The following is a 21622-nucleotide window of genomic DNA, read 5'->3' as shown; positions in this document are numbered from 1 at the left end:
AAAGAATAATGCAGTGCCTCCATCTTCCTCCGCCCCCATGTCCACCGGTGTCCCCTCCGAGGCCGGATCGCCCGCCGTCGTCGATGGCGCCGCAGTGAGCCCAGTGGTACAGGAGCCCGAGCAGACCTGGACCATCCCCTGGCTACTGGCCGACCGCATCAGCCGCACCCCAGACGCCACTCTGATCGAACGCAAGACTCAGCTTGGCAACTCGTGGGTGAAGGTAACGGCACGCGCCTTCGGCGAGGACGTCGTCCGGGCGGCCTCCGGCCTGATCGGCATGGGCCTACCGGCCGGGGCTTCGGTGGGCATTATGGCCCATACCTCGTATGAGTGGACCCTGTTGGACATGGCCATCGCTCGCGCCGGAATGGTCTCCGTGCCGATCTATGAGACGGACTCCGCCGAACAGGTCGAGTGGATCATCACCGACGCCGACGTCAGACTCGTAGTCACCGAGTCCGCGGCCCTCGCTGAACTGGTACGCGGCGCCGCCGATCGCATCGGCGCAAGCGTAAAGGTGCTCTCACTGGATCATGACGCCATAGCCACCCTCACCGAGACCGGCCGCGGGGTGGACCGGGATGAACTCGAGGCTCGCTCGACGGCGCTGACCTGCGAGGACGTCTACTCGATCATCTACACCTCCGGCACCACCGGCCGCCCCAAGGGTGTGGAGATCACTCACCGACAGGCCGCCGGCCTGGGGTGGAACGGGGTGCGCTGGATCCCGGAGCTGCTCAACTCCCCCCAAACCCGGCTGCTGCTGTTCCTGCCCCTGGCGCACTCCTACGCCCGGTTCCTGCAAATCCTGGCCATCGCCGGGAACGGGGTGCTGGGGCACACCCCCGACGTCAAGACCCTCCTGCCCGATCTGAAGTCCTTCGCCCCGTCCTATGTGCTGGCGGTGCCGCGGGTGATGGAGAAGATCTACAACGCCGCCGACGCCAAGGCCGGCTCGGGGGCCAAGCTGCGTACCTTCCGCTGGGCGGCGAAGGTGGCCATCGCCTACTCTCGCGCCCTGGATACCCCGGCTGGCCCCTCCCGCAGGCTGCGGGCGGCCCATGCGGTGGCAGATCGACTCGTCTACCGCACCATTCGGGATCTGCTCGGCCCCAACGCCCGCTACGCCATCTCCGGCGGCGGGCCGCTCGGCGAGCGGCTCGGCCACTTCTACCGGGGCATAGGCCTGATCATCCTGGAGGGATACGGCCTGACCGAGACGATCGGTCCGACCTCCGTGAATCTGGACATCCTGAACAAGATCGGCACCGTCGGCCCGCCTGTGTGCGGCAACCGGGTGCGGGTCGGCGAAGACGGCGAGCTGGAGGTCGCCGGGCTGGGAGTGTTCTCCCGATATCACAACGACCCCGAGGCCACCGCCGCCTCCTTCACGGCCGACGGCTGGTTCCGCACCGGGGACATCGGCTCCATCGACGCCGACGGGTGGGTACGGATCACCGGGCGCAAGAAGGAACTGATCGTAACCGCCGGCGGCAAGAACGTCTCCCCCAACATCCTTGAGGATCGTCTGCGCGGACACCCACTGGTCAGCCAGGTGCTGGTGATCGGCGACGGCGAGCCCTTCATCTCCGCCCTGGTCACGCTGGACAGGGAGATGCTCCCGCAGTGGCTGACCAATCACAACCTGCCGGAGATGGACGTCGTCGAGGCCTCCTCCCATCCGCAGGTACTGGCGGCGCTGGATCGGGCGGTGGCCCGCACCAACCGGGCGGTCTCCCGCGCCGAATCGATTCGCACCTATCGGGTGCTCACGGCCGACTTCACCGAGGCCAATGGGCTGCTCACCCCATCGCTCAAGGTCAAGCGCAGCCTGGTGATGGATACTTACGCCGAAGTTGTCGCCGATATCTACTCCACCACCAAGAAGGGGCCCCAGGAGTGAACCAGAGCCACGCGGCCGCCACGCCGGAGGAGTCGGAGGCTTCGGCCCCGAACCCGACCGAGCAGTCCACCCCCCTGCTGGTGCCGCTGCACGCCGCCATGACAGCGCCGTGGGCGCTGGCCGAGCGGGCACGTACCAATCCCTCCGGCGCGCTCATCGCCCGCAAGTCCTCCGTGGGCGGGCACTGGCGCGACATGTCCGCGCAGGCCTTCCGTGACCAGGTGCGGGAGGTGGCCGCCGGCCTGGTCGCCCTCGGCCTGCAGCCCGGTGAGGCACTCGGCATCATGGCTCACACCTGCTACGAGTGGACGCTGCTGGACTTTGCCGCCTGGGAGGCGGGCCTCGTCGTCGTCCCCATCTATGAGACGTCCTCCGCGGAGCAGGCCCGTTGGATCCTCACCGACGCCTCCGTGCGGCTGGTGGTCGTGGAGGATCAGCCCATGGAGACCATGGTCACTACCCTGGCGGAGGCTGATCCGGCCCTGGCCGATCTGCTAGTGCTGAACCTGTCCCGGGACGCGGTCACCGAGCTGATCACCGTCGGTAAGGATGTGCGGCCCGTCGAGTTGGACGCGCGCACGGCCCGCCTGACCAGCGCCGACCTGGCCACCATCGTCTACACCTCCGGCACCACCGGCCGCCCCAAGGGGACCGAACTCACCCACGGCAACCTGGTTCACCTGTGTGTCAACGCCTGCGCCCACGTGCCGGAGGTGTTGGAAGCGCCCGAGACGCGCACCCTGCTGTTCCTGCCGCTGGCGCATGTGCTGGGCCGTTTCGTGGAAGTGGCGATCGTGTGCTCTTCGGCCGGTGTGCTGGGGCACGCACCCAATGTGAAGAACCTGGTCACCGACCTGGCCTCCTTCAAACCGACCTTCGTGCCGGCGGTGCCGCGCGTATTTGAGAAGATCTACAACGCGGCCGACGCCCGGGCCACCGGCGCCAAGCAGAAGGTGTTCCGCCTGGCCGCCAAGACGGCGATCGCCTATTCGCGCGCCCTGGACACCCCGGCCGGGCCGAGCCGTGGCCTGCGCGTCCAGCGGGCGGCCTTCGATCGGCTGGTGTTCTCCACCCTGCGCAGCCTGCTCGGCGGACGCGTGACCCATGTGATCTCCGGCGGCGGCCCGCTGGGTGAGCGACTGGGTCACTTCTACCGGGGCGCCGGGGTGACGGTGCTGGAGGGCTACGGGCTCACGGAGACCGCCGCACCCTGCACGGTGAATCTGCCGGCAGCCAGCCGCATCGGCTCGGTGGGCGTGCCTCTGCCGGGCACTACCATCCGTCTGGACGACGACGGTGAGATCCTGATCAGCGGCATCGGCACCTTCCGCGGCTACCACAACAACCCCGAGGCCACCGCCGAGGTCTTCGTCACCGACACCACGGCCGAGGAGGGCCCCGTATGGTTGCGCTCCGGGGACATCGGCACTCTGGACGCCGATGGTTTCCTGCACATCACCGGCCGTAAGAAGGAACTGATTGTCACCGCGGGTGGCAAGAACGTGGCGCCCGCGGTGCTGGAGGACCGCCTGCGCGGACACCCGCTGGTCAGTCAGGTGCTGGTGGTCGGGGACAACCGGCCCTGCATCGGTGCCCTGGTGACGCTGGATGCGGAGATGCTGCCGCTGTGGCTGTCAGGCCACGGCCTGCCGGACATGGACCCGATCGACGCCGCGAGAGACCCGCGCGTGCGCGCCGCCCTGGAGCGGGCGGTGGCCCGTGCCAACGAGGCTGTCTCCCGGGCCGAGTCCATCCGTACCTTCACCGTGCTGCCGGGCGACTTCACCGTTGACAACGGGCTGCTCACCCCCTCGCTGAAGGTGCGGCGCGATGAGGTCACCAAGCGGTTCGCGGGGGAGATCGACGAGCTGTATCGGCGGCTGTGAGGCGTCAGGACCACAGATCGTACCGGCATCTGCTCCCACGACAATCACTCCCAACCGCAATAATGCCGTGACCGACGGTCAGACATCAGACACCAGACACCAGGTAGGATTAATCAACATCAGGTTTCCCTAACCAAACTACCGCCGAGAACATCACAACACACTATGAAAAAGCTTCTCCGCGCCACCTGGGCACTCAATCTAGCGCTCTGCCTGGCTATGGTCCTTCTAGTTCCGCAGAGTATAATTTATGAATTCCCCGCTGAAGCCACCGGCTACGTAATCATTGGTGAAACCGGTATCCATCCAGAACAGATCGAACAGCTCGCCAAGCAGACGAGAGTCGAGGTCGCCCAGGTACGCCACAGCACCGAGTTTGACGAATTTGTCGGCTCAACCCCAATCTCGACGACCTCTGTCGAGATCATCGGCCACGAGCCTGATGACTATATCCGCCCCCCGCTGGGGTCAATCTTTCTGCCAGAATCCATCGTGTACAGCGGCAGCACAACTCAGCAGGACGCCTTGGGCGGGTGGTACGCCATCGGCTCAGCCGACAATGTCAACCGGTTCATCAACCGGATGGAAGCCCATTGGGGGGATAAAGTCAGAGTATCCAAGATTTTAGATCGAGGCCTGATATTGTCAACCGCCGCCGATTCCGAGCTAGGCCATAGTTTATTCCTAGCCCAAGTGGTCCTTGCGGTTGTACTCGCTCTCGTCGCAGCCCATCAGACGGAATCGTACAGATACGCTAGGGTACTGGGGAGTTCTCACCTGCACCTGGCGCTTGACCTACTAAGACGAAATCTCCTCATGGCATGCCGGTGGCTAGTGCTACCCCTCGCACTGGTCGGCCTCATCGTGGCTTACGACATCTACTCCTCCGTGGTTCTAAGCATCCATCGCATGACCGCCGAGCTGATCGTCTGGTCCGCTGTGCTGGGTGTAGGAATGACCCTCGTGGGTAGTCTAGCGGGCTGGGCCATTGTCTCCGCCGAGTCTCTGCGTCGACCCGGCGGAGCGGCGTATCCACGTCACGGGGTCGCCCTCACCATCTACGTGCTCGCCGTCGTAATGACATGGTCGTTCTCAACCGCTAGCACCACTCTCATCAACAACGCCCTCCAGGCGCAGGCCATGCGAAATCAGGCGCAGGCCCAACAGTCCCTCCCTCACGCCACCTCGCTCGGCCTCTGGTCCGTAAGCGAGCATGCTTTTAACATCAAGACACCCCAATTGACCTCTCTCATCACGCAAGCACAGAAAGAGCACCGCCTGCTTCTCGCCTGGGCGATCCCCGATCGCTTCCACCCCGGATGGTAGCGGTCCACCCACCCTCTATCTCAACAACACCGCTGCATTACATTACGGACTGCCTGCCGTCAACGATGGCGAGGTCGTCCTGTACCGTCCTAGGGCATTGGCAGGAAAAGACATTGTCCATGCCCGCAGACTCGAACAAGAGGCGCGCTTCAATGCACAGCTTGGCGCAACCGGTGACGCGATCACCGCGGTCATGCGCAACCAAGAGGACATAAGTGGCACACTGCCAGCCAATCTTCCCGGCGTCAGCTACTTCCTAAGCGCTGAAGGCATCCAGAGCGATGATTGCCTAATCGCAGTCGTTCCCGACGGCTTCTTCTCCCCCGACAACTATGTTTCCGCTATTACCCAGGGCGCGGCGGTATTCACCGAAAAATCCGTAACTGATATGCGCGAATACCTTCGTGAGCATCAGGTAGAGGACCTTGTGGCCCGCCTCGACACGGTGGGATTCGGTGATACTGCTCTTATAGAACAGACGACCAGGACGATGGCTCTGCACGTCCTCATCCTTCTCTCCTCGGCCATTGGCGCCGTCATCAGCACGGGACTCGCGGCACGCGCCTGGGCACAGTCCCGCAGGCGCAGGCGTGAGATCTCTCGCCTACTGGGTCAGCGTCGGTTGACCGAGCACTGTCTCACAGCGATCCTCGTTGCTGTGCCCCTGCTCATCCTTGCCCGGCCCCTTCTGGTCCAGCCCAGTAATGAGCTACTCATCACCCAGGCGGCATGCGCAGTCGCACTCGTCGTAGCCGTCCTCGTCGGCAGCCGGCACACCAGTACCCGCCCCGTCACTCCCCGCCGCAGGAGGCCCACTCACTATGGCTGACACACTAACCGTCGAAGGTCTAACCATTGCCAGAGGCGGGCGCATTCTCATCGATAGCCTAGACCTGTCCCTCACAGAAGGGAGCATCACCGCACTCACCGGACCCAACGGCTCCGGAAAGACCACCGCGGCCTGGTGCCTGGGCCTGTACGACCTGGACTTCACAGGAACCGTTGCCATCGATGGCGTCGCCTCCACCCACATGAGGCCGCGCGACATCAGGCGGTCACACCGCACCACGATCGTCCTTCAGCCCCAGAGGCTCCTACTAGAGGATTCGTGGACCGTAGACGCCACACTCCGGCACGCGGCGTGGGCTCTGGGGATTCCTCGGCGTCAACGCAAGCCACGAGCATCCGAGGCCCTGGCCAGGGCCGAAATCACTCACCTAGTCAGTCACCGCGCAGGCCTACTCAGCGGCGGGGAACGGATGCGCGTGGCCCTCGCACGCACACTCCTCATGGACAACCCCCGCTTGGTCATCCTGGACGAACCCACCGCGGGTGCAGATGAAGAACTGACATCGCTGGTCATCAACGCTATTGACGCGTGGAGCAACGCATCGGCGGCGATTCTCGTCGCTACCCACGACGCCGGGATTATCAAACGCGCGGATCAGCGTGTAGATCTTCGATAGCGCCTTCCCGGATCGCCTCGTGGTGGCGGATCACCTCGGCCACAATGAAAGCGAAGAACTTCTCCGCGAACACCGGATCCAGGCCGGCCTCCTCGGCCAGTGCCCGCAGGCGGGCCACCTGCTGCTCCTCACGCACCGGGTCCGAGGGCGGCAGGCGCAGGTCCGCCTTGAGGCGGCCCACCTGACGGGTGCAGCGGAAGCGCTCGGCCAGTAGGTGTATGAGGGCGGCGTCGAGGTTGTCGATGGTGGCGCGGTAGGCGGCCAGCTGTGGCGGGACCTGAGGGTCGGCAGCACTCATGCCGAGCGGGTCCTGCCCTTGGAGGTGGCCGACAGGGTGCCGCTGCCGTGCTCGTAACGGGGGCTGCCGCTGCCGCGCACGGCGTCGGCGTCGACGACGACCCGACCGACCTCCGGCATGGAGGGAACCTCGAACATGGCCTGGCCGAGCACCTCCTCCACAATGCTGGTCAGCCCCCGAGCGCCGGTCTTGCGCTCCAGGGCGAGGGAGGCGATTGCTTCAATGGCCTCGTCGGTGAGAACCAGTTCGACCCCGTCGAGGCTGAACAGGTACTCGTACTGGGTGAGCAGGGCGTTCTTCGGCTCCGTCATCACCCGTACCAACTCGGGCACACCCAGGTCGTGAACGGTGGCGATCACCGGCAGGCGACCAATGAACTCGGGGATCAACCCGAACTTGTGCAGATCCTCCGGACGCACCGGCGTGGCGAACACATCCTGGTTGTGGTCCTTGGCCAGGGTCGCACCGAAGCCGACTACCTGCGCACCGGCCTCACGACGCCGGCGCTGGCGGACAATCTCCTCAATACCGGAGAAGGCGCCGGCGGCAATGAACAGGATGTTCGTGGTGTCGATCTCCAGGAACTCCTGATGAGGGTGCTTGCGCCCGCCGCCCGGCGGCACGGAGGCGGTGGTGCCCTCAATGATCTTCAGCAGCGCCTGCTGCACGCCCTCACCGGAGACGTCCCTGGTGATGGACGGGTTCTCGGCCTTGCGACCGATCTTGTCGATCTCGTCGATGTAGATGATGCCCTTCTCGGCACGCTTGACATCACCGTCGGCGGCCTGAATGAGCTTGAGCAGGATGTTCTCCACATCCTCGCCCACATAGCCGGCCTCGGTCAGGGCGGTGGCGTCGACGATGGCGAAGGGTACGTCGAGCAGACGGGCGAGGGTGCGGGCCAGGTGGGTCTTACCGGTGCCAGTGGGGCCCAGCAGGAGGATGTTGGACTTGCCCAACTCCAGCCCATCCCCCTCGGCCACGGCACGCTCACGCATCTGCACGCGCTTGTAGTGGTTGTACACGGCCACGCTCATGGCCCGTTTGGCTTCCTCCTGGCCGATGACGTACTGGTTGAGGAAGTCGAATATCTCCTGCGGCTTGGGCAGTTCGAGCGGGACACCGGAGCTGGAGGCGCCCAACTCCTCATCAATGATCTCGTTGCACAGCTCGATGCACTCATCGCAGATGTAGACCCCGGGTCCCGCGATGAGCTTCTTGACCTGCTTCTGACTCTTGCCGCAGAAGGAGCACTTGAGTAGGTCGACGCTCTCGGCGCTGCGTGCCACGTGGATTCCCTCCCGTTTTCGGGTGTGCCCGTACGCTACGGACACCGCCCCAGCCTACGGGGCGCAGACCGCCACGGCTATAGTCTTTGAGACGGTGTGTCCATACGAATCTTCCTAGCGAATCCTGTTGATAGGCATCAGAGCGACTGAAGCCTATCCTTATAGGCATTTGTCAGGATTATCGCGTCATGCCGCCGCGGTACCCGGCTCCGCTCAGATGAGCGTGATCCGACCGACCAGTTCCACCGGGGCGGTCGCAAGCAGGGCACCACCCTGCGCCAGGGGGTCGGCGCCCACATGCACGCCGACCTCGCCTCCGGGCGGGCTCAGCAGGTAGTCGGCAGGAGCACCGGCCCCGCTCCACTCGTGCAGGGCCACCGCCGCGGCGCAGCAGGCCTCGACACCGGCCCGGACCTTGTCGGGCGCCAGTACTCGCACTCGCGCCCTGCCCACCCGCTCACCGGTCACCGTATCGGCGTGCTCCCCCAGCGGAACCGTCAGCACCAGGGTCGTCTCCGCATTCGGCGCGGGCGTGTAGACAGGGGTTCGTCCTGCACCGGCTGGTCCCAGTTCGGCGGCGTCGAACTCCGCCTTAAGGCCCAGAGCTACAACGGCATGCCGACCGGGCAGATCCAGGCTGAGAGCCGCCCGCTCCTCCTCAAGCCCGGGGATGCGCACCAGGGTGTCCCAACCCTCGCGGACCGCATCGGCGGCCGGCCCATCCAGCTCGGCCCGCCGGGCCCGCCCGACGTCCACGGCCCACAGTCCACCCAGGCGGGTGACGGTGCGGGCGCCGCCACGTGTGCCGATCGTGGTCGAGGCGCCGTCGGTGAGCGGCTCGAGACCCTCCGCGTCCAGGACGGCGGCCAGCACCAGGCAGGCGGCGCCGTAGGCCGCACCCGCGCCGACTACCGGGGCGCCGTCGGACTGGTAGTAGTCCAGGAACCACTCGGCCTCGGGGACGGTGGCCCGGAAGTGCTCGGTGCCGGGCAGAGCGGCGGTTCGGGTCAATCGCACCAGGCCATCGGCCCCCAGGCCCGTACGCCGGTCGCAGACGGCGGCGACCTCACCGGCGGTGACGGCGGTGGCCCGTTCGGCGTCGATCAACAGCAGAAAGTCATTACCGGCGGCGTGGCCCTTGATGAGGGTACGGCCGGCCAGGCCGGGGGCGATGGTCATGGGGCCACCCTATTGCCTATTCGCCCAGCCGATGTCTAACCGAGGTGGTCACGGTCCCGCTGGTCCGTGCCGGTCGGCCGCCCGCACCAGTCGGGCGGCCTGCTCGACCACGCGTCGGCGCTCCCCCGGCGCCCAGCCGGAGTCGGAGGCTGCGGCGTCGAGCCAGTGCACACGCGGGTCGCGGCGAAACCACTTGAGCTGCCGGGAGGCCAGTTTGCGGGTAGCGGCGGCAGTGTCGGCAATCGCCTCCGGCACCGTTAGGCGCCCGTCGAGGACGGCCATGGCCTGGGCATAGCCGATGGCACGCGGAGCGGTTGGCCCCTCCCGCAGGCCGCGAGCCAGGAGCAACTCGGTCTCCTCCAATAATCCGGAGGCAAACATGGCCTCGGCGCGAGCCCCGATACGTTCGTCCAAGACGGCGCGGTCCCAGCGCAGCGCTAGGTGCACGGTGGGGGTCAGGTCGGCGTAGCGGGGCAGCGAGGCGGAGAAGGGGCGGCCGGTGAGTTCAACCACCTCCAGGGCCCGCACGATACGGCGCGTGTTCGCGGTGTCAATGCGTTCAGCGGCGACGGGGTCCACGCGCCGCAACTCCTCCCACAGTGCGGCAGTGCCCTCCCGTTGCGCGCGAGAGTCCAAGGCGGCGCGCAGGTCTGGATCCGTGCCGGGGAAGTCCAGGGCGTCGGTGACGGCGCGTACGTACAGTCCGGAGCCGCCCACGATGAATGCCCGATTGCCGCGGGAGCCGATGGCTCGCAGGTCGGCACGGGCATGGTGCTGGTAGGAGGCTACGTTCGCCTCCTGGTGCACATCCAGCACGTCGAGTTGGTGGTGGGGGTAACCGCGCCGCTCCAAGACGGCGAGCTTGGCGGTCCCGATATCCATGCCCCGGTATAGCTGGAAGGCGTCGGCATTAACCATTTCGGCCCGGCCGCCCAGGGCGTCGGCCAAGTCCAGAGCGAGTTCGGACTTGCCCGCGGCGGTGGGACCGACCACGGCCACCTGCACCGGCCCGGTCACTCCGTTCCCCGACGGCGATACGACCTGCTCCGGTGTCGTCCTCATCCCCCCGGATCGGGGGCCGACACCCCCGAACTGCTGCGCCGCGCTCATAGCTCGGGCAGCAGGGGCCCGATCTGGCTGAGCGCCTGGGTGCAGGCGGACAGGGCCGTATCCAGATGCAGCCGCAACTGGGCGTCGGTCACGCCGGGCCGCATCCCCACCAGATAGGTGGCGCGCACCAAGGGGCCGGCCGGGGTGTCCACCAGGGCGACGGTCGGGAAGTACTTGTCGCGATTCCAGTCGTTGACGGAGGCGGCCAGCTCATCACGCTCACCTCCGGGAGCCGGCTTGTCCCAATCACCGGAGACCAGCAGCCAGTCCTCGTGCCCCTCGGGGATCTCGATGACGAATGGGTAACCGTCCCAGGTGCCCAGCAGGCAGACGTGATCCGCATCGCGGTGACGGCGCACCGCATAGCCCATGGGGCCGGTGAGCATGGCCTCAATCCGGTCAAGCGTCAACGGAGCGGTCAGTTCACCGTCCGGGCGGGTGGGTGCGGCGAAGTGGCCGCCATCCGGTGAAATCGACTCCGCCCAATCCGGATCGGCAACAGACCGCTCCGGGTAGTCGATGTCGAAATCTGACAGCTCCACCGGCCTGGGCCGCCGCAGCCGACGGCCGCCGTCTCGTGCCTGGTCACCACCTGCCGAAGCCTCCTGGCCGCCGGGGACACGCGGCTCCCACGACTTGGCGAACAGTCGGGCGATGAAATCGGTCCACCGCCGACCCGGGCGGCGGCTCACGGATCGAGTCTTCCGCGGATGGGATCGGGGAAGACGTCCTCCGCCTCCCGCATGAGGGCGACGATCAGGCGGCAGCCGGTGAATATGAAGTCCTCCAGCTGGGCGTCGGTCATACCGGCACCCAGCGGGTAGGTGACCTCCCCGTGCAGACGCACCACTCCGCCGTCGGCGATCGTCAGGTAAGCCTTCGGTCCGATACGGGTGGAGTTCCAGTCCTCCGCCAGGCGCCGTAGATCGACCAGATGCTCGGTGTCTGCTATACGATGCCAGACACCACGCAGCTGCAGGGCGCGTTCACCCTGGAAGATGGCATGTACGGTGACGTAGCGCCAAGGGATCCCGATATCGCCCTCATCGTCGAGGAAGAAACGCAGCCCCAGACGGCGCACGCAGTCCATGATGCGGTCGACGTCGACCGGCGCCGGGGCGGCGGGGGCGTCGGCGGCGCTGGCTGATCCGAACTGCGGCATGGCCCCAGCCTAACCGGCGATTCGGCCCTTGCCCATGGCGCTTCACGGACAGTGAGTCGGCCGCCGGCACTGACGGATCCCGCACGGTCAGGGCGCGGAGGTGGGAGAGGTAGAGGCGGCCTGCGCAGCGATGGCGTCGACGGCTTCGTTGAAGGCCGCCGAGGTCTTAGAGGCACCGGCCAGGGCGGTCACGTGGGCGTCCTCAATGCTGCGGCCGACCACCGCGTCACCGATCTCCTCCACGAATCCCGCGATGTAGTTCTTGGAGGTGCCGGTCAGGGCATGACCGGTAACCGACACGTCGGTGATGAAGCCGCCCTTGAGACTAACGGTGACGTCGATGGAGTCCTCCTCCACGACCCCGTCGACCACCCCGTAGGACTCGCTGGCGGTGTACTCCCCATCCGCGTACGGCCCGCCGGTGGGCGTGGCGGAGCCGACGGGAGCCTCCACGGAGGCGGTGGCCAGGGCCGTCGGATTGTGGGTCTGGGCGCGTCCGGCGTAGTCGTCCTGAGCGGGCACAGCCTCTCCGCCGCCGCAGCCCGCCAGTGGGGAGACAGCCAGCACCGCTCCGGCGGCCGCCAGTGCCCGGCGGGCCGCAGTGGTCGGCGGCGTGTGCGGGTGTGGAACGGACTGAAGTCGATTCATGCGGGTTCCTCCTGCCCGAAGTCGAGCATGTCACGGTCCCGGTGTGCCACACCCGGGGTGTTGAGCTTCTCCCCTACCAGTCGTCCGTGGTTGAGCAGGATCTGCCGTTGCCCGCAGGAGGCCACGTGGGCGTCGTGGGTGACCACGATCAGGGTGGTGCCGGCCTCGTGCAGGCGGGAGAATATATCCAGGACCAGTTGCTCGTTGGCCTCGTCCAGGTTGCCGGTAGGCTCGTCGGCGAGCACCAGTTGAGGATGGTTGATCAGTGCCCGAGCAATGCACACACGCTGCTGCTCACCACCGGACAGCTGCGAAGGCAGGTGGTGGGCGCGGTCGGCCAGGCCGACGTTGTCCAGGGCCGCCAGCGCCTCCTCCCGGTCGGTCATGGAGTGGTAGTACTGGGCGACCATCACGTTCTCAATGGCGCTCAGGTGCGCAATGAGGTGAAACTGTTGAAAGACCAGGCCGATCACATGCTTGCGGATGTCGGTCAGCTGGGCGGCGTTGAGCCGACCCAGTTCGCGCCCGCCCAGGAGCACCGAACCGCGGGTGGGGGTGTCCATGCAGCCAATGATGTTCATCAAGGTGGTCTTGCCAGAGCCGGAGGAGCCGACCACGGACAGCCACTGCCCACGCGGCACCGTCAGGCTGAGATCGTCGACGGCGTGGAGGTCGCCGTAGATCTTGGACACGTGCCGCAGTTCGAGTAGTACGTCGTCGACGTCGGCAGGGGAACCGGTCCGCGGCTCGGCGATCGTGTCGGTCATTTCATTCCTCCCTGAGTACCAGCGCGGGGTCGATGCGCGAGGCGCGGCGCACCGGCGAGTATGAGGCTATGACGGCCACCAGCGTCGTGAGTGCGACGGAGGCCGTAGCCAACCACCAGCTGAAGGCTATGGGCCGGTCGAATACGCCCAGGCCGACACCGACGGCCAGCCCGTAACCGATGGCGGTGCCGATCAGTCCGCCGATAAGCCCCAGCAGCGCGGCCTCCGCGAAGAACTCGGCGGCAATGGACCGGCTGGAGGCGCCCAGCGCCTTACGCAGACCGATCTCTTTACGCCGCTCGGCGACGACCACGGTCATGGTGGTGGACACGCCCACGAGGGTCAGACCGAGCACCACCACCGCCACTACCCAGAACAGCGTGTTGAGCATGGTAATGATGCGAGTGTCGCCGCTGGAGATCTTGGAGACGGGCCGCGCGACGACGCGCTCGGAGGCCTCGGACTCGGCGACGGCCGCGGCGACCTCGCCCGTACCGGCCACCGCAGTATCCACGGAGAACTCCACCACGTCGTAGCCGGCGTCTAAGGTCCCGGTCAGCGACTCAATCGCGGCTTTGGGAACATAGACGATGTCATCCTCCTCGCCGCCGGTGTCGACCAGGCCGGACACCCGCCACTGGGCCCGCCCCGCCGCCTCCTCATCCTCCTTGGCCGGGTCGGCGGTGACCGCCGTGCCAGCAGCCGCGGCGTCGTCCAAGTCACCGACCGGAGCGAGGTTGTCACTGGAGAGGTACTCGGCGTTAACGGTTGAGCCCACCCCCAGGCCGGCGGCCTCGGCCACGTTCATGCCCACAAGTACCTGCCCCTCACGGGGCCAGTCGCCCTCGATTTCCCAGTGCCCGTTCAGGGCGCGCACGGCGTCGACGTCGATTCCGGCCAGCAGATACGGGGAGCGGTTGATGCGAATGGTCTCATAGCGGTAGGCGGCGGTGGCCAGTCGATCGGCGGTGGTGCCGGTGGCGGCGGCCACGGCGGTGTCCACGACGCCCAGGTCGGCATCGGTGATGCGTGAGGTCCGCGTCCCGGCGGCATCGGACTCCGCAGGGGCCGAGCCGGTGAGGGCGTCCACCGACGCGGAGCCGCCGGCGACTGAACCCGCACCCGCATCGACGGGCATCACTATGAGATTGGCGCCGTACTGGCGCATCTCCGCGCTCATCTGGGCGGGTACCGCCAGGCAGATGGCCGCCAAGCAGAACAGGGTGGCCGCACCCACCACGGAGGATCCGATCGCGGCAAGAGCCCGCGAGCGGCGTCGGAGCAGGGCGCCGATGAGCATGGTGGCGAACATGCCCCGGTTGGTCATGGGATGCTTCGCGCGGGAGCGGTCAGTCATCGCCGATCACCGCCTGTGCAGGGCGGTCGCGGGCTGAATCCGCAAGATGGCGCGCATTGAGGAGGCGGTGGCGCTCAGTAGCACCAGCGCCACCAGCACCGCCACCAGCACATACACCATGGGACGCATGGTGATCGCCGAACCGAATACCACCTGCCCGATCAGCTGGGCGATACCGGAGCCGGCCAAGGCCCCGACCGCCGTACCCACCACCCCGATGACGCCGGTCTCGGCCAGTATCAGTCGGTTGAGCGACGCGGAGGAGGCGCCCACGGCCTTGAGCAGAGCGAACTCGCTCGTGCGCTCCACCAGTGAGGCCCTGGTCAGGGAGGCGACCGCCAAGACCGCGGCCACCAGACTGAGAGCGGTCATGAGGATCATCAGCGCCTGGGTCTTCTCCAGCACCTTGCCCTCGACGGCGGCGACCTGACGCACCTGCTTGGCGACCGCACCGGGCATGACCTCCTCGATCTGGTACGTGATGGAGGAAGCGTATGCGGTGCAGTACCAGGTCTCCCACTCGGCGGCGGACAACACATTCGGGTTACGGGCGGCCTTGCGCGACAGGTCATTCTCCGGGGTGGTCAGGGCCTTGACCTCGACCTGATCGACCTGGCCGACGTGGCCGGTGAGCTCCTGGACGACTGCCAGCGGGGCGTACAGGGAGCCGTCATCATCATCGCCGGAGGTGTACACACCGGTGACGGTAAGGCTCCGTTCACCGGTTCCGGTCGACAAGGTGAGGGTGTCGCCGGCGGTGACACCCAGACGCCCCGCCAGCGTGGCGCCGACGACCGCCTCGTCGGCCTCGTCGTCGGGCCAGCTCCCCTCCAACGTCCACCACGAGCGCAACGTGGTCACCCCGGCGGTAGTGGTCTGCCCCGTGGACAGATCCAGCTCCTTGTCGAACCAGGTGCCGGTGACCGCCAGGTCGGGGGCGCGGCCGCCATCGGAGGACACGTCGACGCGACCGGTGAGCCTGGCGGCGAAGTCCACGATGTTGTAGGCCCAGAAGATCGTCTTGATACCGGGCACCTCGTCCTCATCGATGAAGGCGGTCGCCTCGGCGTCCTCCTCGGTCTCGTACAGTCCGGACACCACGGCGTCGGCCTTGGGGCGGACCACGATATTGGAGCCGTAGGCGGTCAGCTCGGCATTCAGCTTATCGCCCACGTCGAGCACCACGCCGAGCATAGCCACAGATATCGACGCGCATAGCGCCACGGTCAGGGCGATCAGAGACCGCCGCCACAACTGGCGCGTGAAGGAGCGGTGCAGCAGGTGGACGAAGAACATCTCAGGCAAACACCTCCGCGCGCTCCTCCAAGGTGGACAGCGGCACGGTGACGGCGCCGTCGGCAACCGTGAAATCAATGGGGATCGGATTACAGCCACCCTTGAATCCGATGGTGGCCGGATTGATGGCGACGTCGCAGCGCTTGCAGATGATCTTGCCGTCGGCCTCGAAGTAGCCGGCCGGCCCGCAGGACTCGCAGGCGTCCAGACCCACCCCGTAGGCGCCGCCGTTCTTCAGGATCATGATGAAGCGGATTTCGGTGCCGGCGGCGGCCGTGTAGGCGAAACGGTGCAGGTGTCCGTCGGCCAGAGTGCTCGCGGATACCACGGCGGCATCGGCGGTCAACTCATAGGGCTCCGGATCGGAAAGGGTGGGGACCTCATTGACCTTCGCCACCGCCACGGTGCGAGTGGTCACCAACGCCGCGAAGCCGAGACCCGAGGCGAGCACCCACCGGCGGGAGCGACGACGCTCGGCACGCAGGGCTCGGGTGCGCGCCGGATTGGCCTGCCCCGGAGTGGGCCCGAGCACCCTCACCAGGGTGATTGCCATGGGCACCAGCCACACCGCGGCGGCCATCAGCAGGATGACACCGCCGGCGTTGTTGGTGGCCCAGGTCATGATCCGGAAGGCCGTCCCACCCAGGCGAATCAGGTGCGCCGACTGCAGTACTCGGGCCAGCTGTATCAGGTGCATCGCAGCGAAGGCGATGATGAAGGCCAGGAGGGTCAGGCGAGTGGGCCGCACCGGAGTACGCCGGGCGGTGCGGCAGTAGATGAAGGCGAGTAGGGCCACTGCCGCCCACCCACCGATGAAACCCAGTAGGCGCAGCAGCATCTCGGAGGACACGATCTCCTCGCCCGGCTCGATGAAGGCCGTGAGCTGCAGCACGATCTCCGGGACGGCGCGGAAGAATGCCAAGGCAATCGCCAGGCAGGCAACCACCTGCGCCACCGAGCCGAGTGAACCGTCCACCCCCCACGTGCGACGGCGCGAGTGCAGGAGGAGCACGATGATCAGCGCGGCGTCGACGGCCACGCACGCGATGAGCGTGGGGATATTCACCACGGTGCGCCGGTCGATGACTGCAAATGCCCGCAGGCCGGCGAAGACCAGCGCGGCCCCGGTGCCGAGAAGTGCGCAGGCCAATCGCCAGCGGCTTGAGCGTGACCACCCCTCGACGACGGGCGGCGCCAGTAGCACGGTCAGGGCGGCGTACAGCAGAAAGGGCAGGGTGGCCCCGCCGACCACGGATACGAAGCGTTCCAGCATTCCGTGTGCGCTCCTGTCGGTGACTCCCCGTGACCGGGGCGATGATTCCTGTTCCTACACTATCGGTGTCGCCGTATCCCCGGCCGAGCCGCCAAGTGGCGGAAGTCGGGGATACGGCGACAACCGGTGGCGACGCCGGCCTCTCCCCCTACCGGGGCGCGCGGCGGCACCGGCGGCTCACCACTCCATGGGGGTGTAGTCCCAGTCCCAGGTGAGTTCGATGGGCTCGTTCCAGAAGCGACCCTCAACACCGGTCTCGGGGTCGGTGTGCAGCACCCAGCCGTTCTCCTCCGGGCTGTGGATGGTGATGGTGACCTTGTACTGGCCGGCCTCATTCAGAGCGATGTTGGCCCCGTAGTGGGGGCCGTCGGAGGCGTTCATCTGCATGAAGGTGCCCTCCACCGGCTCGCCGGATCCGTCCGCGCGGGCAATGGAATAGTCCACGGTCAGCCCGGGCACGAAGTCACCGGCACCGTAACCGAGGGTGTTGTCGGCCAAGGCGCTGATGTCGGCCTCCATGTGGAAGCTGGCGTTCGAAGCCGCCAAGCCGGCGGCCCCTGCGGGCTCCATGTCGACCGGCTGGAAGTAGACCAAGTTGACGCTGATCTGCCCCTCGGCCTCCTGATCCTCCTGGGATTCGTTGACACTGAACTCCTCGAATCCGGCCTCGTTACCGGAGTCCGCAGCGGCCTGCGTGGCTGCGCCGGACGAGGCGTCGTCGGCGTTATTGGAAGAGCAGGCGACCAGGCCGAGGGTCCCGGCCAGGACGAGTGCGCCCGTGGCGCTGATGAGCTTGAGGGATCGCATGGGGTGTTTCCTTCGTTGGTTGTTGGTGCTGATTATTCGGTGCGCCCAGGACTATTGGGCCGTGGCCTCGGCGTCCGCATCCATGGCCGCCCGGACGGCGTCCGCACGGCGGTGGCGCACAACGGAGGCGATGGACAGGACGATGACGACCACGGCCATGAAGGCCTGGAACAGGAGAGTCTCCCGGTAGGGGTACAGGCCCAGGTAGTCGTACGTGGGCCATCCCTGGACGTAAGTCGCCGGGATGATGTCGCCCTCAATGAGGGCGTGGGCGCCGCCGCCGGCGAAAATCACGACGAGGACGGCCATGAGGAAACTCGTGATGGCGAAGAAGGGCCGCAGCGGAATCCTCACGCTGGTGAAGCGGATGAGCAGGAAGATGACCACGAGCACGACCGCACCGGCGGCGAAGCCCTGCCATATGCCGGCCGAGCCACCGGGGTCCATGGTGAACAGCGCCTCGTAGAACATGACCGTCTCGGCGCCCTCACGGAAGACCGCCAGGAATGACAGCGAGGCCAGCGCCCAGAAGCCGCCGTTGGAGATGGAGGCCTCGGTCTTGTCCTTGATGTAGCGGTTCCATGACGCCACCGAGGACTTCGACAGCATCCAGTTGGACGTGAACAGCAACATCACCATGGCTATCAGTGCCACGATGCCCTCAAGGACCTCCTGATGGGCGGAGGCCGAGTCGTACAGCCAGGTGAAGGCCAGCGCCACCAGCCCTGAGCCCGCCAATCCCAGGGCGACCCCAGCGTAGATGTACTTGACACGGTCCCGCATACCGGCCTTGAGCAGGTAGGCGATGACGGCGGCGACCACCAGGATCGCCTCCAGGCCCTCACGCAGCAGAATCAGGAAGGCCTGCCCGAAGGAGCCGGTCAGGAAGGCCTTGACGGGGCTGACGTTGTCGGCCGCGCCGCCGTCGAGGGCGGCGGCGTCCTCGGTCAGGTAGTTCTTGAGGGTCTCGGCCTCGGCGCTGACCGTGCTGCTGTCGTCGCCTCGAATCATGGCTTTGCGCACGATCTTGAACTGGTTCTCCACCTCGGAGACACGGTCGCCGGAGATGGCGGCCATGACAGTCTTCTCAAAGCCGAGCTTCTCGTAGTAGCCGTAGTAGGCACTGTTGACGTCGGCAGCACCGCCCTCGCGGTCTCCGGAGGCGGCCTTGTCCACGCCGGAGTCGATCAGCTCGTTCATCTCGGCGGCGACCTGAGTCCAGGTGCGCTCGCCGCGTCCCTCATTGACCCGGGTCTTGTTGGCCTGGATCTCGGCCCGCTCGGTGGCGATGGTGGCGGCCTGATTGGCGGCGTAGCTACGTGGGTCGGCCAGGTCGGCCAGATCATCGAGTTGGGCGGTGGTATCGGTAAGGGAGTCGGATAGCGCCGTGATGCCGGAGCTGATGGTCTGTGCGTTGCCTGTGGAGTAGGCGGCCCGACGCAGGTCGTTGAAGGCCTGCCGTTGCTGGGTGACGACGTCGGCGCCGAGATTGTCGGTGGTGACGACCTGAAGGTTGGAGGCGACGTACCCGGAGTTGTAGGCGCGCTGGAAGGCGGCGGCGGCTCCGGAGGTGTCGCCCGAGGCGTAGGAGTCGGACGCGGCGGTGAGCTGCGCGGCGATGGCCTGCGCCACGGCGCTCCAGGAGTCATAGTCCGTGTCGGACTCGGCCGCCCGGGCCGTCGACCAGGGCCCGGAGACCACTCCCATCAGCAGCAGTAATACCGCTCCGAGCGCGACGCCGGCGCGCACCGGCTGGGGCATGGAGCGGGACTGTACCGAGGCGTGGGACATGCGGACGGGTTCCTTCACGTGCTGTAGGCGTCGGCCGGCGCTCCCTCTGAATAGGTAAGGCAGACCTGTATCCAAAAGAGTAGGCTCACTTATTTGGTCACGTCAAAACCGGTCGCATCGAGACCTGACGGGCAGTCATGATCGGATGGTCTGCATTGATCCAGGTCAGGGAGGGGATATGTGCGCACTGGAGGCCCCCGGCGGGCTCACGCAGGCCTGGCACTTCGAGGCCACCGGCTGCCGGTGGGTGGTCTATACCCGCTCTCCCCTGCCCGACACGCTGCGCGAAAAGGTCACGGCGCGCGTGGACGCCTTCGAAGATGTCTGGTCGCGCTTCCGCACCGGGTCGTTGATGCGCCGTGCGGCTGCCGTGCGGGTCAGTCACGGGCCGGGCGGCGGGCGAATCGTCCGGGGACGGCACGGCGAGGTCGTACTTGAGCTGCCACCCGGATCTGCGGCGCTGCTCGACCTGTACGACCGGCTGCACGGCGCCACCGACGGACGCATCGACCCTCTTGCCGGCGCAGATCTGGTAGCGCTCGGCTATGACGCCGAATACAGCTTCGTGGTGCGCGACGGCGCCGTCCACAGGCTCGGGGCCGACCATGGGCGGCCCACCTGGGCGGACACCGCCCGCCACGATGGCGACAGGCTAGTGCTGCACGAGCCGGTGCTGATCGACGTCGGCGCCGCCGGGAAGGGTTTCCTGGCCGACCTGCTGGCCGCCTGGCTGCGGGAGGATGGCCGCGACGAGTACTTGATTGACGCCGACGGCGACCTGCTGGTGCACTGCTCCGAGCCGGTGCGCATCGGCCTGGAACGGCCCGGGGCGGCGAGCGGGGGTGAAGGCGAGGTGGTCGGCGTCGTCGAGCTTGCCAATGGGGCGGTGTGTGCCTCGGGCGTCTCCCGCCGCACCTGGGGACCGGGACTGCACCACATCCTGGATGCGCACACGGGCCTGCCGATACAGGGGATGAACGCCGTCATCGCGACCTGGGCGGTTGCGGGCAGCTGCGCCGAGGCGGACGGACTGGCCACGGCGCTGTTCGTGAGCGATCCCGCGGCCCTGGCGGCTGCGGGCTTCGACTATGACTTCGCCCTGCTGCGCGCCGACGGCTCCGCCGCCGTCTCCCGCACCTGGCACGACCTGCCCGCGGAACTCTTCACCTCCTCCTCCCCCCGCCGAGATCGGTAGACGTTACGTACCGAGATCGGTGGCAGTCCTCTGCCGAGATCAGTAGCCGGGCGTCCATCCGGCTTACGCGACGGCGCTAACAGCGATGCGCAACCACCAAGCGTTCATTCACAGCGATTAGACAAGGCTGCACTCGCCACATAAGGTATATCTATCATTGAGGAAACATTGAAAGGAGACCTTTGTGTCGCTCGCCTTCCCGCACAGCAAGCGTGTCATCCTGCCTCTGGCTGGCATAACCGCGATCCTGCTCATCGCCGCTCTAGCCATTTTCAAACCCTGGCTCCTATTCATTGACAAGACCGTCAACGACGCGCTACCGCCAGCAGCCGCTACAGCACCAGATACACCGCAATCGGACGCTCCCGACCCGGGTCTGCAAACGCAGTCCCAGCCCGCCGCCCCCACCGTCGTGGCTACCGGCTCCTTCGTATCCCACGAGCACGAGACGAGCGGCACGGCGACCATCTACAGGTTGCCGGACGGGAGCCACCAACTTGCGTTGGCCGACCTGATGACTTCTAACGGACCAGATGTCCACGTGTGGTTAAGCGCAGGACCCGTGGTCGAGGGTACGGGCGGATGGCACACGGCAGCCGATCACGATCACCTCGACGTCTCTACTCTAAAGGGGAACAAAGGCAACCAGCTGTACGACTTGCCCTCGGATATCGACCTGACGACCTGGAAGTCCGTGGTCCTCTGGTGCGAAGACTTCAGCGTGTCATTCGGAGCAGCCGCTCTGACTGCCAGTGCTTGAAAGTTACCGGACTATTGACATATAGGGCTGTGGTGGCGCCGTGTCTTCACTTGGTGGCGCCACGCGACGGCCACAACCGGCGGCTCGGCGGCCGTCCCCCACGCCT

At 66.6% G+C, this 21622-nt stretch carries 20 protein-coding genes; 7 read left to right on the top strand and 13 right to left on the bottom strand.

Annotated elements, in window-relative coordinates:
* The first annotated feature begins 37 nt into the window (after positions 1-37).
* The 5 genes from Q4A20_RS00585 to Q4A20_RS00565 all read left to right on the top strand — a co-directional run bounded on the left by Q4A20_RS00585 (position 38) and on the right by Q4A20_RS00565 (position 6584).
* Entirely contained in the window at positions 38-1906 is a 1869-nt protein-coding gene (locus Q4A20_RS00585) for a long-chain fatty acid--CoA ligase (RefSeq protein WP_303119024.1), read from the top strand.
* A gap of 80 nt (positions 1907-1986) precedes the next feature.
* Positions 1987-3792, top strand: coding sequence for a long-chain fatty acid--CoA ligase (locus Q4A20_RS00580; RefSeq protein ID WP_303119022.1), 1806 nt, complete (start codon positions 1987-1989; stop codon positions 3790-3792).
* 165 nt (positions 3793-3957) lie between these two features.
* Positions 3958-5118, top strand: a complete 1161-nt coding sequence (locus tag Q4A20_RS00575; protein ID WP_303118915.1) for a hypothetical protein — start codon at positions 3958-3960, stop codon at positions 5116-5118.
* Between the two features lie 97 nt (positions 5119-5215).
* Entirely contained in the window at positions 5216-5947 is a 732-nt protein-coding gene (locus tag Q4A20_RS00570) for a hypothetical protein (RefSeq protein WP_303118913.1), read from the top strand.
* Positions 5940-6584 (top strand): ATP-binding cassette domain-containing protein, encoded by a 645-nt coding sequence (locus Q4A20_RS00565; protein WP_303118911.1) that lies wholly within the window; start codon positions 5940-5942, stop codon positions 6582-6584. The genes Q4A20_RS00570 and Q4A20_RS00565 overlap by 8 nt, the downstream gene beginning before the upstream one ends.
* Here the strand turns inward: Q4A20_RS00565 and Q4A20_RS00560 are convergent.
* The 13 genes from Q4A20_RS00560 to Q4A20_RS00500 form a co-directional block, all read right to left on the bottom strand.
* The gene (locus Q4A20_RS00560; protein ID WP_303118908.1) at positions 6550-6882 is read right to left on the bottom strand and encodes a chorismate mutase; all 333 of its coding nucleotides are present in this window, start codon (positions 6880-6882) and stop codon (positions 6550-6552) included. The two genes, Q4A20_RS00565 and Q4A20_RS00560, sit on opposite strands and share 35 nt — an antisense overlap.
* Complete coding sequence (gene clpX / locus Q4A20_RS00555) at positions 6879-8171, bottom strand: ATP-dependent Clp protease ATP-binding subunit ClpX (RefSeq protein WP_303118905.1); 1293 nt, start codon at positions 8169-8171, stop codon at positions 6879-6881. The genes Q4A20_RS00560 and clpX overlap by 4 nt, the downstream gene beginning before the upstream one ends.
* A gap of 213 nt (positions 8172-8384) precedes the next feature.
* Positions 8385-9350, bottom strand: a complete 966-nt coding sequence (locus Q4A20_RS00550; protein WP_303118902.1) for a diaminopimelate epimerase — start codon at positions 9348-9350, stop codon at positions 8385-8387.
* A 48-nt stretch (positions 9351-9398) separates the two neighbouring features.
* Positions 9399-10412: a tRNA (adenosine(37)-N6)-dimethylallyltransferase MiaA gene (gene miaA / locus Q4A20_RS00545; RefSeq protein WP_303118899.1), complete on the bottom strand. Its 1014-nt coding sequence runs from the start codon at positions 10410-10412 to the stop codon at positions 9399-9401.
* Between the two features lie 44 nt (positions 10413-10456).
* Complete coding sequence (locus Q4A20_RS00540) at positions 10457-11152, bottom strand: YbjN domain-containing protein (RefSeq protein WP_303118896.1); 696 nt, start codon at positions 11150-11152, stop codon at positions 10457-10459.
* Positions 11149-11622, bottom strand: a complete 474-nt coding sequence (locus tag Q4A20_RS00535) for a YbjN domain-containing protein (protein WP_303118894.1) — start codon at positions 11620-11622, stop codon at positions 11149-11151. The genes Q4A20_RS00540 and Q4A20_RS00535 overlap by 4 nt, the downstream gene beginning before the upstream one ends.
* 87 nt (positions 11623-11709) lie before the next feature.
* Positions 11710-12270 carry an FMN-binding protein gene (locus Q4A20_RS00530; RefSeq protein ID WP_303118891.1) on the bottom strand — a complete coding sequence of 187 codons (561 nt, stop codon included), beginning with the start codon at positions 12268-12270 and terminating at the stop codon, positions 11710-11712.
* Positions 12267-13037, bottom strand: a complete 771-nt coding sequence (locus Q4A20_RS00525; protein WP_303118888.1) for an ABC transporter ATP-binding protein — start codon at positions 13035-13037, stop codon at positions 12267-12269. The genes Q4A20_RS00530 and Q4A20_RS00525 overlap by 4 nt, the downstream gene beginning before the upstream one ends.
* 1 nt (position 13038) lies before the next feature.
* On the bottom strand, positions 13039-14394 hold the full coding sequence (locus Q4A20_RS00520; protein ID WP_303118885.1) for an ABC transporter permease: 1356 nt from the start codon (positions 14392-14394) through the stop codon (positions 13039-13041).
* Positions 14395-14400: 6 nt separating this feature from the next.
* Positions 14401-15690: an ABC transporter permease gene (locus Q4A20_RS00515; RefSeq protein ID WP_303119019.1), complete on the bottom strand. Its 1290-nt coding sequence runs from the start codon at positions 15688-15690 to the stop codon at positions 14401-14403.
* A gap of 1 nt (position 15691) precedes the next feature.
* On the bottom strand, positions 15692-16963 hold the full coding sequence (locus tag Q4A20_RS00510) for a DUF2318 domain-containing protein (RefSeq protein ID WP_303118882.1): 1272 nt from the start codon (positions 16961-16963) through the stop codon (positions 15692-15694).
* A gap of 177 nt (positions 16964-17140) precedes the next feature.
* Complete coding sequence (locus tag Q4A20_RS00505; protein ID WP_303118880.1) at positions 17141-17770, bottom strand: iron transporter; 630 nt, start codon at positions 17768-17770, stop codon at positions 17141-17143.
* A 51-nt stretch (positions 17771-17821) separates the two neighbouring features.
* Positions 17822-19561: an FTR1 family protein gene (locus Q4A20_RS00500; protein WP_303118877.1), complete on the bottom strand. Its 1740-nt coding sequence runs from the start codon at positions 19559-19561 to the stop codon at positions 17822-17824.
* Between the two features lie 178 nt (positions 19562-19739).
* Here Q4A20_RS00500 and Q4A20_RS00495 point away from each other — a divergent pair, with 178 nt between their 5' ends.
* On the top strand, positions 19740-20756 hold the full coding sequence (locus Q4A20_RS00495; protein ID WP_303118874.1) for an FAD:protein FMN transferase: 1017 nt from the start codon (positions 19740-19742) through the stop codon (positions 20754-20756).
* A 184-nt stretch (positions 20757-20940) separates the two neighbouring features.
* Entirely contained in the window at positions 20941-21516 is a 576-nt protein-coding gene (locus tag Q4A20_RS00490) for a DM13 domain-containing protein (RefSeq protein WP_303118871.1), read from the top strand.
* The last annotated feature ends 106 nt before the right edge of the window (positions 21517-21622 follow it).

This window comes from Actinomyces sp. (genome assembly GCF_030530635.1).
Lineage (GTDB): Bacteria > Actinomycetota > Actinomycetes > Actinomycetales > Actinomycetaceae > Actinomyces.
The sequence above is the reverse complement of the archived record's forward strand: the minus strand, read 5'-3'. Positions and strand labels throughout refer to the sequence as shown.

Excerpts from the sequence above, each read along its gene's own strand:
- Q4A20_RS00585 (WP_303119024.1), top strand. The coding sequence starts at position 38 with ATGTCCACCGGTGTCCCCTCCGAGGCCGGATCGCCCGCCGTCGTCGAT.
- Q4A20_RS00575 (WP_303118915.1), top strand. The coding sequence starts at position 3,958 with ATGAAAAAGCTTCTCCGCGCCACCTGGGCACTCAATCTAGCGCTCTGC.
- Q4A20_RS00565 (WP_303118911.1), top strand. The coding sequence starts at position 5,940 with ATGGCTGACACACTAACCGTCGAAGGTCTAACCATTGCCAGAGGCGGG.
- Q4A20_RS00560 (WP_303118908.1), bottom strand. The coding sequence starts at position 6,882 with ATGAGTGCTGCCGACCCTCAGGTCCCGCCACAGCTGGCCGCCTACCGC.
- Q4A20_RS00550 (WP_303118902.1), bottom strand. The coding sequence starts at position 9,350 with ATGACCATCGCCCCCGGCCTGGCCGGCCGTACCCTCATCAAGGGCCAC.
- miaA (WP_303118899.1), bottom strand. The coding sequence starts at position 10,412 with ATGAGGACGACACCGGAGCAGGTCGTATCGCCGTCGGGGAACGGAGTG.
- Q4A20_RS00535 (WP_303118894.1), bottom strand. The coding sequence starts at position 11,622 with ATGCCGCAGTTCGGATCAGCCAGCGCCGCCGACGCCCCCGCCGCCCCG.
- Q4A20_RS00530 (WP_303118891.1), bottom strand. The coding sequence starts at position 12,270 with ATGAATCGACTTCAGTCCGTTCCACACCCGCACACGCCGCCGACCACT.
- Q4A20_RS00525 (WP_303118888.1), bottom strand. The coding sequence starts at position 13,037 with ATGACCGACACGATCGCCGAGCCGCGGACCGGTTCCCCTGCCGACGTC.
- Q4A20_RS00520 (WP_303118885.1), bottom strand. The coding sequence starts at position 14,394 with ATGACTGACCGCTCCCGCGCGAAGCATCCCATGACCAACCGGGGCATG.
- Q4A20_RS00515 (WP_303119019.1), bottom strand. The coding sequence starts at position 15,690 with ATGTTCTTCGTCCACCTGCTGCACCGCTCCTTCACGCGCCAGTTGTGG.
- Q4A20_RS00510 (WP_303118882.1), bottom strand. The coding sequence starts at position 16,963 with ATGCTGGAACGCTTCGTATCCGTGGTCGGCGGGGCCACCCTGCCCTTT.
- Q4A20_RS00505 (WP_303118880.1), bottom strand. The coding sequence starts at position 17,770 with ATGCGATCCCTCAAGCTCATCAGCGCCACGGGCGCACTCGTCCTGGCC.
- Q4A20_RS00500 (WP_303118877.1), bottom strand. The coding sequence starts at position 19,561 with ATGTCCCACGCCTCGGTACAGTCCCGCTCCATGCCCCAGCCGGTGCGC.
- Q4A20_RS00495 (WP_303118874.1), top strand. The coding sequence starts at position 19,740 with ATGTGCGCACTGGAGGCCCCCGGCGGGCTCACGCAGGCCTGGCACTTC.